Source organism: Rhodoplanes sp. (assembly GCF_013377085.1).
Taxonomy (GTDB): Bacteria; Pseudomonadota; Alphaproteobacteria; order Rhizobiales; family Xanthobacteraceae; genus Rhodoplanes.
In genome coordinates this window covers 18,942-29,772 of the sequence record NZ_JACAAX010000060.1, presented here as the reverse complement: position 1 = coordinate 29,772, position 10,831 = coordinate 18,942, and the positions used below count along the sequence as shown (strand labels likewise).

General features: G+C 70.5%; 11 protein-coding genes. 8 read left to right on the top strand and 3 right to left on the bottom strand.

The window, feature by feature from the left end; genetic code table 11:
• Window positions 1-974, bottom strand: a 974-nt coding sequence (locus tag HXX10_RS27195; protein WP_296526459.1) for a hypothetical protein, incomplete at its 3' end; no start/stop codon positions are given.
• 332 nt (window positions 975-1,306) lie between these two features.
• Here HXX10_RS27195 and HXX10_RS27190 point away from each other — a divergent pair.
• Complete coding sequence (locus HXX10_RS27190; protein ID WP_296526458.1) at window positions 1,307-1,645, top strand: hypothetical protein; 339 nt, start codon at window positions 1,307-1,309, stop codon at window positions 1,643-1,645.
• A gap of 670 nt (window positions 1,646-2,315) precedes the next feature.
• Here the strand turns inward: HXX10_RS27190 and HXX10_RS27185 are convergent.
• Window positions 2,316-3,143, bottom strand: coding sequence for a cyclase family protein (locus HXX10_RS27185; protein ID WP_296526457.1), 828 nt, complete (start codon window positions 3,141-3,143; stop codon window positions 2,316-2,318).
• 127 nt (window positions 3,144-3,270) lie between these two features.
• On the opposite strand from HXX10_RS27185, the gene HXX10_RS27180 reads away from it, so the two are divergent.
• The 5 genes from HXX10_RS27180 to HXX10_RS27160 all read left to right on the top strand — a co-directional run bounded on the left by HXX10_RS27180 (window position 3,271) and on the right by HXX10_RS27160 (window position 8,297).
• Entirely contained in the window at window positions 3,271-5,154 is a 1,884-nt protein-coding gene (locus HXX10_RS27180) for an ABC-F family ATP-binding cassette domain-containing protein (RefSeq protein WP_296526456.1), read from the top strand.
• 351 nt (window positions 5,155-5,505) lie between these two features.
• The gene (locus tag HXX10_RS27175; protein ID WP_296526455.1) at window positions 5,506-6,171 is read left to right on the top strand and encodes a carboxymuconolactone decarboxylase family protein; all 666 of its coding nucleotides are present in this window, start codon (window positions 5,506-5,508) and stop codon (window positions 6,169-6,171) included.
• A 233-nt stretch (window positions 6,172-6,404) separates the two neighbouring features.
• Window positions 6,405-7,265, top strand: coding sequence for an RMD1 family protein (locus HXX10_RS27170; protein WP_296526454.1), 861 nt, complete (start codon window positions 6,405-6,407; stop codon window positions 7,263-7,265).
• A gap of 138 nt (window positions 7,266-7,403) precedes the next feature.
• Complete coding sequence (locus HXX10_RS27165; protein WP_296526453.1) at window positions 7,404-7,925, top strand: GNAT family N-acetyltransferase; 522 nt, start codon at window positions 7,404-7,406, stop codon at window positions 7,923-7,925.
• Window positions 7,926-8,078: 153 nt separating this feature from the next.
• Entirely contained in the window at window positions 8,079-8,297 is a 219-nt protein-coding gene (locus HXX10_RS27160; protein ID WP_296526452.1) for a hypothetical protein, read from the top strand.
• A gap of 34 nt (window positions 8,298-8,331) precedes the next feature.
• Here HXX10_RS27160 and HXX10_RS27155 read toward each other — a convergent pair whose 3' ends face one another.
• Window positions 8,332-9,177, bottom strand: coding sequence for an alpha/beta hydrolase (locus tag HXX10_RS27155; protein WP_296526451.1), 846 nt, complete (start codon window positions 9,175-9,177; stop codon window positions 8,332-8,334).
• Between the two features lie 167 nt (window positions 9,178-9,344).
• On the opposite strand from HXX10_RS27155, the gene HXX10_RS27150 reads away from it, so the two are divergent.
• On the top strand, window positions 9,345-9,914 hold the full coding sequence (locus tag HXX10_RS27150; RefSeq protein WP_296526450.1) for a pyruvoyl-dependent arginine decarboxylase: 570 nt from the start codon (window positions 9,345-9,347) through the stop codon (window positions 9,912-9,914).
• A complete protein-coding gene (gene speB, locus HXX10_RS27145) occupies window positions 9,911-10,816 on the top strand; it encodes an agmatinase (protein ID WP_296526449.1) in 906 nt (301 codons plus the stop codon). Before HXX10_RS27150 ends, speB begins: the two co-directional genes overlap by 4 nt.
• The last annotated feature ends 15 nt before the right edge of the window (window positions 10,817-10,831 follow it).

Here is a 10,831-nt window from a genome sequence, read left to right as displayed (position 1 = left end):
GTCCGGGCCGGCGGCGGCTTGCGGGCGGGTGGCGCCGGCGCGGCCTGCGCCGCCGCAGCCCCGGGAGGTGCGGCTCCGGGCGACGCCGGGACCGGCGCCGGAAGGTCACGGGCAGCAGCCGCGGGCGGCGGACCGGCCGGCTCGGGAGCCATGATGCTCACCGGCGGGATCGAGGCCGCCGAGGGGAAATCGTAACGTGACGACACCGGCTGGCCCGCACCCGGCTGGCCGGAGCCGGCCGGACGGCCCGTCCCGGCGAGACCGGGGCCCGGCGGGGACCCGGCACCCGGCGCCGAGGACACGGCGGACGACGGCCCCGGAGCCGACGGCAGGTTCGGCCAGGACGCCGCATGGAGGGCCAGCATCGCCTCGAACGGCCGGTCGCGCAGATTGGCGCGGACCCGGTCCGGGCGGTCGAGGAGCGCCAACGGACTGCAGAACTCGGGCGTGCAGCCGGCCCGCGCCGCAAGCACATGGGCGACCAGGCCGAACCGGTCGTCCGCCAGCGCCCGCTCGAGCGGCGCCAAGGCTTTCGCGACGGCGCGGTCGGATGCCGCCGCGGGCGCGGCGTCGAGCAGCAGCACCACCTGGGCGGTGACGAAGGAGACGGCCGCGGCGGCCGTCTCGGGTCGGGCGAACAGCACCACCTGGCAGGCCGGTTCCGCCGCCGTTCCGGCAAGCCCGTCCAGGCAGGCGAGCGGCGAGCCCGGGACCAGGGCACGCCCGGACAGATCGGCGATGCGCTGCTCCAGGGCCCGGCGCTGGGCAAGGCGGTCCAAGACGGCGGAGCCGGCCAGCACGGCGATCCCGGCCGCCAGCACGGCGACCCCGACGGCCGCCATGCGGGCGAGAAGCGCGGCCACGCCCCGGCGCCGCCACACCGTGGCGGCGAGCACCAAGGCTATGGCGGCGACCGCGCCGGCTCCCCACGCCGGCAGCAGCATCGCCCCGCTCGCCGCATCGAAGCCCAGCATCACCCTCTCCTGGCGCACATGACGCCAACCCGCCCCGGACTCGGACCGCAAACTTGTCGATTTTAAGCCGCATACACGCGGGTCGGTCGATCTCTTGCATCCCGGCGGGCGGCGGCCGTGACACGCCAGACGCGAGCCGAACGACCTCGTCCCGCCCGGCACGCGAGGCTTGGTCGGCACGCGTTAACCGGTTAGTGTCCCGGCCCTCGCATGAGCTCTCGATACACCGTCGCGCCACCGTGGCGTACGCTTGGAGGTTGTTTCCGATGATCAGACGGACGCTTGTCGCTCTTGTGCTCGCCGCCGGATTCGTCGCCCCGTCGGTCCCCACGATGGCAGAGCCGCTGGTCACGCAAGGCATCGGCACGTCGAGCTGCGGCAAGCTCGTGGCTGATCTCAAGCCCGGCGAAGGCCTGCAGAACCCGGTCAATCTGATGCTCTATGCGTGGGTGCAGGGCTATCTCAGCGCCGCCAACGTGTCGCTGCTCGAGGCCGACGGCAAGCATGTCGATCTCGGCACGCTCGACGAGACCAAGGTCGTCGCCCTGGTCGCGGCCTACTGCAAGGCGAATCCCGACCACAAGCCGATGGCGGCGATCGACGACTTCATCAGGAAGGCGACCAAGCTTCGCGCCAAGTGGGACGTCGGCACGGTGAACTGGAACGGTTGAATCGGCCCGCGTGCGTCGACCCTTGAGCTGACCAGGTGATCTGTCAGTTCGGCCGGATTCGGTGAACTGGGCCAACCGCCCCAGTTCCAAGCGCCCCAGTTCCAAGCGCCCCAGTTCCAAGCGATCCGCTCACCCGTGAACCAGTCGGTGAATTGATCAGATGCGGGACGCACGCTGACCGTGCAAGATGTCGACGCGCCGTACGGAGCGCGCCGGATCTCCTCCACGGCCCAGCCACGACGGTCCTTCGAATTCGACATTGGTCTTATGCGCGGGAGCGCCGGCGCCCCGGCCCGCGCCTGCAAACCCATGTTTTACGCGGCTTTCGGTGGATCCGGCGCGAGCCGCCGCCTTTACCACGTTGGCCGCGGGGCGGAATTTCAGACACGCGAATGATCTAAATCAAAGCCGCTGCGGGGCTGTCGCAGCAATGTCCGCTCCAGCGATCGGTCGACAGGCTTCACGGCTTCGTTCTTGATCGATGGGCTTGGTGCGCAGCGTCGTGCCACGGGGGTGCGCGATGCTGCGATGCCCAGCGGGCGGTTCGCAAGAACCGCCCGCCTTTTTTTGTGCCGATGGCTGGATCGTCACGACCGCCGAATCGGCGTCCCGCCGGCATCCCTGCGGTCCACTCTCGTCACGTGATCACCGGCCGGGCAGCGGAGCTTCGCTAGGCCAGAGCAAACAACCGTACCGGCGCGCCGGTCGCGTCCTTCACCTTCGGCAGCCCGACCACCAGGGTCGCGCCGACGGGCGGCGCCTGGTCGAGATTCGCGACGTTCTCCAGCCCCCAGCGGCCGGACGGCAGCCAGACCTTGTGAGTCTTGAAATCGGTCGACGGCCCGTGATCGAGCGACAGCGTGTCGACCGCCAGGCCGACGACCGCACGCTCCTTCAGGAGCCACGTGGCGGCGTCCGGCGCAAAGCCGGGAAAATGCAACGTGCCATCGACGTCGCGACCGATGAAGCGCGCCGGATCGCTCAGCGCCAGCTTCCCCCACCCGGCATGCATGGCGACGCAGCAGCCTTGCGGCAGGCGGCCGTGCTTGCCCTCCCAGGCGACGAGGTCGTCGCGCGACAACAGATAGTCGGCGTCGTTCTCGGCCTTGTCGGCGACGTCGACGACGGCGAACGGCACCACCAGGGTGTCGGCCAAGATCGCCTCGACGCTGGCGCCCGTCTCGGCAAAATGGATCGGCGTGTCGAGATGCGTGCCGGAATGCTCGATGAGCTTCCAGACATACATGTTGTAGCCGTCCTTGGCGAACTCGGCCCGCGGCTCCAGCTCGATGCCGGGGATGCCGAAGAAGCTCGGGAACTCCGGCGTCAGCGTGTGGGTGAGATCGATCACCCGCTCGAAGCTGCGCGGCGCCGCGGCAGCCGGCACCGGAGCGACCGCGACGGCCGCGAAGCCCGCTGCGGCAGCGCCGGCCCGGCCGAAGAAACCACGCCGCGACATCCCGGCCCGGACCGCCTCCATGCACCCTGCGACGCACATCGGCACCTCCCGCCGTACTGGTTGTCGGTCGCCAGTCTACACGAAGTCCGATGACGCGCATCCGATCGGCCCGGGTCCGTCTCGACCGGCCCGATTCCGTGCCGCGCGATTCCGTGTATAAGGCCGCATGCTCGCCATCACCGACCTCTCGGTCCGCATCGCCGGACGCCTGCTGATCGACCACGCCTCCGTGCAGATCCCCGACGGTGCACGCGTGGGCCTGGTCGGCCGTAACGGCACCGGCAAGTCGACGCTGTTCCGTACCATCATGGGCGAGCACCATTCCGACAGCGGCAGCATCGGCGTGCCGAGTCGCGCCGTGATCGGCGCCCTGCCCCAGGAGGCGCCGAACGGCCCCGAGGCGCTGATCGACATCGTGCTGGCCGCGCACCGCGAGCGCACCGCGCTGCTCGAGGAGGCCGAGACCGCCACCGATCCGCACCGCATCGCCGAGTTGCACACCCGCCTCGCCGACATCGGCGCGCATGCGGCGCCGGCCCGCGCCGCCGCGATCCTGCACGGGCTCGGCTTTTCGCACGAGGACCAGAAGCGCGCGGTGCGCGAGTTCTCGGGCGGCTGGCGCATGCGCGTCGCGCTCGCCGCCGTGCTGTTCCGCGAGCCCGACGTGCTGCTGCTCGACGAGCCGACCAACTATCTCGATCTCGAGGGCACGCTGTGGCTGGAGGAGCACCTCACCCGCTACCCTCACACCGTCGTGGTGATCAGCCACGACCGCGACCTGCTCGACAAGGCGGTCGATTCGATTCTGCATCTGGAAGGCGGCAAGCTCACCTTCTACCGCGGCAACTACTCCACCTTCGAGCGCACCCGCAGCGAACGTCTGCTGCTGGATCAGAAGCTCGCCAAGAAGCAGGAGCTGCAGCGCGCCAGGCTCACCGCCTTCGTCGAGCGATTCCGCGCCAAGGCGACCAAGGCCCGGCAGGCGCAGTCGCGCCTGAAAATGCTGGCGCGGCTCGGGCCGGCGCCGGCCCGGCTCAACGACGAGGTGCGCGAGATCGTGCTGCCCGCCCCGGCGAAGCTGTTGTCGCCGCCCATCATCGCGGTCGACGAGGTGTCGGTCGGCTACGAGCCCGGCAAGCCGGTGCTGCGGCGGGTGACGCTGCGCATCGACAATGACGACCGCATCGCGCTTCTGGGCTCCAACGGCAACGGCAAGTCGACGCTGGTCAAGCTGATCGCCGGCCGCATCGGCACCATGGAGGGCCGCGTCACCCGCGCCGACAAGCTGGAGGTCGGCTATTTCGCCCAGCATCAGCTCGACGAGCTCGACGAGGGCGCCAGCGTCTACGCGCATCTGCGCCGGCTGATGCCGGACGCGGCCGAGAGCGCGGTGCGGGCCAAGGCCGGCACCATCGGCTTCTCGGAAGGCACCGCCGACACCTTGGTGGGCAAGCTGTCGGGCGGCGAGAAGGCGCGGCTGCTGCTCGGCCTCGCCACCTTCACGGCGCCGCATCTGCTGCTGCTCGACGAGCCGACCAATCATCTCGACATCGACAGCCGCTCGGCCCTGATCGAGGCCATCAACGAGTTCCCGGGCGCCGTCGTGATGGTGTCGCACGATCGTTATCTGCTCGACGCCTGCGCCGACCGGCTGTGGCTGGTGGCGAACGGCGGCGTCGCGCCCTTCGACGGCGATCTCGACGATTACCGCCGCCTCGTGCTGGCCGGCGAGGACGACGCCGAGAGCACGGCCGCGAAGGCGGCGAAGAGCACGTCACGCACCGACCAGCGCCGCGCCGCCGCCGAGCGCCGCGCCGAGCTCGCCCCGCTCAAGCGCCGCATCGGCAAGCTCGAGCAGCAGATCGAGAAGCTGCACAAGCGCATCGCCGAGCTCGATATCGCGCTCGCCGACCCGGCTCTCTACACGCGCGACGCAGCGAAGGCCGCGACCCTCGCCAAGGAGCGCGCCGATGCGACGAATGCGCTCGGCACGGCCGAGGACGAGTGGCTGACGCTCAGCACGGAGTACGAAGCGGCGATGGCGGAGTGACGCCGCGCCCGCCAGAATCTCCGCTCATTCTGGTCGTCGAGCAAAGAGCGTCACCCCCTCCGTCGTCATCGCCGGGCTTGACCCGGCGATCCATCATCCTGCGAACAAAGCATTTGCGAAACATGATGGATGCGCGGGTCAAGCCCGCGCATGACGCTTTCATGCATGGCAAGCGATGTCTGGAGGTCGCAGCGCTTTCGCGGGAACGAGCGGTCGGTATCGCGGCCAGCCGTGACCGATCCACCGGCGACCGCCTCCCGGACGCTCGCCCTTGGCCCGCCGACCCTGTATACAAGGTGGCCGCCGCCTTGCTCCGGCCGGCTCAAAACAATAGTCCCAGGAGGAAACCCGATGGCGCCCCGCATCAGCTATGTCGACCCCGCCGGCATCACGGACGAGGCGATGCTCGAGGAGCTCGGCCGCTGCGCCCGCGAGGGCACGCCGCGGCCGGAGAGCCAGGCCGTGCGGGCGCATGTGCCGGCGGTGTTCTGGTCCTTCGCCAACACGTGGCGGGACGTCTTCCACCAGGGCGTCGCCGACCACACCATCAAGGAGCTGTGCCGCATCTACGTGTCGCGCTCGGTCAAGTGCGAGTTCTGCGGCAACCAGCGCTCGATCAAGTCGGCCAAGGCCGGGCTGGTCGAGGACGACTACATGGACCTGATCAATTTCGAGACGTCGCCGCGCTACGGCGAGAAGCAGAAGGCGGCGCTCGCCTATGCCGAGGCGATCACCTGGGACCTGCCGACCGACGACGCCTTCTGGGCCCGCCTGCACGCGCAGTTCTCCGAGCCCGAGCTGGTCGAGATCGGCTATTTCGTCGCCGTCACCATGGGCCAGCAGCGCTGGCTGCGCACCCTGAACATCGAGCACCACCAGGTGCTGGCCGGCCAGGACGGCTCGATGGCGCCCGGCTTCGAGACCCCGGAAGCCCTGCAGAAGTCGAAGGCCGACCCTGGCTACTGGGCGGCCTCCTCCAGCAAGGCCGCGGCCGCGAAGAAAACCTCGGCGGCGTGAAGTACGGCCGTTCTTCACCTCCCCCTGGGCAGCGCGGCTTCGCCGCGCCGGGGAGGTCGCCGAGCGAAGCTCGGCGGGAGGGGGTGATCGGCGAAGCCGGCGTTCGGGGCTTCACCCCACCCCGGTCGTCCGCTGCGCGGACGCCCGACCCTCCCCCTCCAGGGGAGGGTGAATAGCAACTCGAGCTCACTCCCCACCCCGCCACCGTCACCGAAGGCTGCTATACTGCCGGCATGCCCGATCGTGCTCCCCTGCCCGTCTCCGCCCCCGCCACCGTGCCCGCCCCGCCGGCGCCGGCGCGCTCCCGCCTCACCGCCCGCACCCTGCTGCTCGGCGACCGCATCGACACGGCCGGCCTCGAGCGCAGCGACCTGATCTCGACGACGCCGCTGGCCTTCCGGTCCGGCGCGGCCGGCTATGCGGTGCTGTTCCGCTACGGCGTCGCCGTGCTGATCGGCCTCTCGCCGGTCGAGGAGGACGAGCTTCTGCGGGCGCTCGGGCCGCGCCTGTTCGGCCGCTACGACAAGATCGACGACGAATCGACCGTGGTCGAGATCGTGCCCGACCAGGACGACCAGGTGGTGCCGGGCGGCCCGGTGGCGATCCGGTCGCTGTCGCCGCCGCGCCTCCTGGTGATCGCCGACGTGCTCGCCAAGAACGCCGCGCTGTCGCGCGACGAGCGCGAGGTCACCCGCGTCATCGAGGTGATGGAGCCGTTCGCCGCCGCGCTCGCCCGCACCGGCAAGTCTCCCTCCAACCGCCGCGACATGCTGCGCACCATCGGCCAGGCCCTCCTGGTGCAGCACCGTCTCGCCGGCCGCGTCGAGATCGAGGACAAGCCCGACATCCTGTGGGACCAGCCCGAATTCGAGCGCCTGTGGCTGCGGCTCGCCGACGAGTACGAGCTCAAGGAGCGCGCCACCTCGCTGGCGCGAAAGCTGGCCGTGATCGACGACACCGCCCACGCGCTCACCGAGATCATCGACACCGAGCGCAGCGTGCGGCTGGAGCTCATCATCATCATCCTGATCGTCGTCGAGGTCTTGGTCGCCTTCTACGAGCTGTTCTTGCGCGGCGGTCACTGGGGGCCGTGATGGACCGCCGTCAGGCGCGCCGGAGCCGCTTTCAGGGCGCGCCCTGACACACGTCCGGCCGCCGGCCGGCTGGCGCAATCCACATACGCAGATTGCGCGCTACCGAATTGCGCGCATCTGTGCTTATCACATCGGGCTATGACGGGAATCATCATCCGCAACCAGACCGACGCCGATTTGGCCGCCGTGCTGACCCTCGTCACGGCGGCATATCGCGGCCTGCCGCACGCCAGCGGCACCGAGCCGTTCATCATGGACGCGCTGTGGACGAGCGGCGGCGCCGTGGTCGCGCTGGTGGCCGAGGACGGAACCGGGCTCGTCGGACAGGGCGCCTTCTCGGTGGCCCACATCTTCGGCAAGGGCACCGGCTGGCACGTCCTCGGCCCGCTCGCCGTGCGGCCGGACCGGCAGCGCCGGGGTGTCGGCTCCGCCCTGATTCGCGCCGGGTTCGACCGGTTGCGGGCGAAAGGCTCCGCCGGCTGCATCGTGGCGGGCGACCCGGCCTATTACCAACGCTTCGGCTTCCGCCGCGTGCCCGACCTGCACGTGCCCGGCATTCCGGACCCGTATGTCATGGCCCTGCCGTTCGACGACACGCTCCCGTCCGGCGCGGTGGACTTCCATGAGGCGTTTGCGGCGACCGAGCCGGTGTCGAATTAGCGCCGGGCAGAGACGCGCGGTCGGCGCTGCGCCGCTCCGGCTTGCAGCCCCGTGTGATCCGCTTCACATCGGCCCCGGCCGCCCGGCTGGTAGACGAGCATCCATCGGCGAAGGTCGGGCGCGGTGCCCGACCGGCCGTCGCGGGAGGCTCCGATGCTGCTTCACCTTCGCCCGATGCTCGTCGTCCTCGTGTTCGCGGGGCTCCTCGGCCTCGCCGGCCTGTTCCACGCGCATCCGGTCGCCGGCAAGGCGCCGGATCCACATCCTGCGGCGGTTTCCGGCCCGGCCGGAGACGCCATGCGCATCGTCCCGGCCGACGCCGCCCGCGACCTCACCGGCTGGCATCCGCTGACCGGCGACGGCTCGAACTGACGGGGCTCGCCGACCCGAATGTCTTCGCCCGCGGTCAGGGCCGCGTCAGAAACGCCACCAGCCGGGGCACGACTTGATCGCGCGCCTCGTCCATCAGCCAGTGGCCGGAGCCCTTGATCATGACGCCCTCGACCTGGTCGGCGACCAGCCGGCCCTGGACGATCAGCACATCGCCCGAGGCCCGCTCGCCGGCCAGCACCAACATCGGCATCGTCAGGCGGGTCTTGGCGAACGCCGCGAAATCCTCGGCGTCCTGCGCAAAGGCGCGGAACACCTCGAAGCCGGCCCGGATGGCCCCCGGCTGCGCATAGGCCTTGGCGTAGAACTGCCGGTCGGCCTCCGACACCGAGTGGGCCGGGTCGGCGGCGAAGTCGTTCCAGAAGTGCTCCAGATAGATGCGCTCGCGGCCGTCGACCAGCGCCAGCGGCGTCTTGCCGTAGAAATGGAAATGCCAGAGGTCGCGCAGGAGCCAGACGCTGGTCCAGTCGCCGACGCCGGGCAGGAAGGCGTCCATCAGGACGATCCGGTCGACCTCGGCCGGATACTGGGCCGCATAGGCGTAGGCGACCATCAGGCCGATGTCGTGGCCGACCACGGCGACGCGGCGAAAGCCCAGCGCGGCGGCGAGGCCGTGGATGTCGCGCGCCATGGTGGTCTTGTCGTAGCCGCCGTCCGGCTTGTCGGACGACCCGAAGCCGCGCAGGTCGGGCGCGATCACGGTGCGGCTCTTGGCCAATTCGGCGATCAGCGGCCGCCACATGTGGCTGGTCTGGGCGAAGCCGTGCAGCAGCAGTACCGGCTCGCCCTCGCCGGCCGCGAGGTAGTGCAGCCGAACTCCGTCGACCTCGGTAAAGCGGCTGTCGATGACACTGTCGTTCACGTTCGGCTCCCGGCCTGATTCACCACCGGCCTATCCTAGCCGGCCGGCAGCGCGCGACGGTGGTTCCAGGGTAGTCGGCCCGAACCCGCGGGCCGCATTGTCGGCGCGGCGTCATTGTGATCCCTTAAAGAACCGCGGCGGATGAACCAGCCCGCCCAGGAGGCACGATGTTCCCGGTTCCGACGCAGGTCTTCCTCACCCGCGGGGTGGGCACTCACAAGCAGCCGCTCACCGCCTTCGAATACGCGCTGCGCGACGCCGACATCGAGCAGCAGAACCTCGTCACCGTGTCGTCGATCCTGCCGCCGCGCTGCCGGCTGATCACCCGCGAGGCCGGCGTGCCGACGCTGGCGCCCGGCGAGATCACCTTCTGCGTGATGGCGCGCGCCGAGACCAACGAGCCGGGCCGCCGCATCGTCGCCTCGATCGGCCTCGCCCGGCCGAAGGACCCGGCCGTCTACGGCTACATCTCCGAGCACCACGGCTACGGCATGACCGAGCACCAGGCCGGCGACTATGCCGAGGATCTCGCCGCCACCATGCTGGCCTCGACGCTCGGCATCGAGTTCGATCCCAACGCCGCCTGGAACGAGCGGCGCAAGCTCTACGAGACCTCGGACCTGATCGTCGACACGCTGTCGATGACGGCGGCCGCCGAAGGCGCCGAGAACGGCGACTGGACCTGCGCGGTCGCCTGCGCGGTGTTCCGCTTCGCCGCGGTCGAGCCGGTCGGATGAGCGGCCCCTCGCCCGCCACCTTCGCGCTGCCGCCGACCTTCCTGGGTCTGACGGCGCATGCGCGCGACGCCACCTATTGCGTCGCCGGCGTGCCGCTCGACATCGGCACCACCAATCGCAGCGGCGCCCGCGACGGCCCGGCCGCGATCCGCCGCGCCAGCCGCATGCTGGTCGACGGTGCCCACCCGGTGCACCGGATCGAGCCGGCGCTGCTGCCGGTCGCCGACATCGGCGATTTTTCGATCGCGCTCGGCGACATCGAGAAGAGCCTGGCGCTGATCGAGACGCAGGCGAAGGGCATCGCCCATCTGATCGCGCTCGGCGGCGAGCACGGCATCACGCTCCCGCTTTTACGCGCGTTGGCGCCGCGCACCGGGCCGCTCGCGCTCGTCCATTTCGACGCCCATGTCGACACCTGGCCGGACAATTTCGGCCAGACATACGCGCACGGCTCGGTGTTCTTCCACGCCATCGAGGAGGGTCTGGTCGACCCGCGGAAAACCATCCAGGTCGGCATCCGCTCGCCGATGGGCACCGACGTCCACGACTGGACTCTTGCACGCGGCGTGCGGATCATTCCGGCCGAGGCGGCGCACGAGATGGGGCCAGCGGCGGTCGCGGACGCAATCCGCTCCGTGGTCGGCGACGCGCCCGCCTATCTGAGCGTCGACATCGACGTGCTCGACCCCGCTTTCGCACCCGGCACCGGGACGCCCGAATGCGGCGGGCTCGCCACCTGGCAGCTCCTCGCCATCCTGCGCCGGCTCGGCGGCCTCGCCTTCGCCGGCCTCGACGTGGTCGAGGTGGCGCCCGCCTACGACCACGCCGAGATCACGGCGCTGGCCGCCGCGACGGTCGCCTGGGAGTATCTGGCGCTGGTCGGCCGGCGCGCCGCCGGCTGACGCAGCGCCACGTCG

Excerpts from the sequence above, each read along its gene's own strand:
- HXX10_RS27170 (WP_296526454.1), top strand. The coding sequence starts at position 6,405 with ATGCCCGATCGTGCTCCCCTGCCCGTCTCCGCCCCCGCCACCGTGCCC.
- HXX10_RS27165 (WP_296526453.1), top strand. The coding sequence starts at position 7,404 with ATGACGGGAATCATCATCCGCAACCAGACCGACGCCGATTTGGCCGCC.
- HXX10_RS27160 (WP_296526452.1), top strand. The coding sequence starts at position 8,079 with ATGCTGCTTCACCTTCGCCCGATGCTCGTCGTCCTCGTGTTCGCGGGG.
- speB (WP_296526449.1), top strand. The coding sequence starts at position 9,911 with ATGAGCGGCCCCTCGCCCGCCACCTTCGCGCTGCCGCCGACCTTCCTG.
- HXX10_RS27185 (WP_296526457.1), bottom strand. The coding sequence starts at position 3,143 with ATGTGCGTCGCAGGGTGCATGGAGGCGGTCCGGGCCGGGATGTCGCGG.
- HXX10_RS27150 (WP_296526450.1), top strand. The coding sequence starts at position 9,345 with ATGTTCCCGGTTCCGACGCAGGTCTTCCTCACCCGCGGGGTGGGCACT.
- HXX10_RS27190 (WP_296526458.1), top strand. The coding sequence starts at position 1,307 with ATGGCAGAGCCGCTGGTCACGCAAGGCATCGGCACGTCGAGCTGCGGC.
- HXX10_RS27175 (WP_296526455.1), top strand. The coding sequence starts at position 5,506 with ATGGCGCCCCGCATCAGCTATGTCGACCCCGCCGGCATCACGGACGAG.
- HXX10_RS27180 (WP_296526456.1), top strand. The coding sequence starts at position 3,271 with ATGCTCGCCATCACCGACCTCTCGGTCCGCATCGCCGGACGCCTGCTG.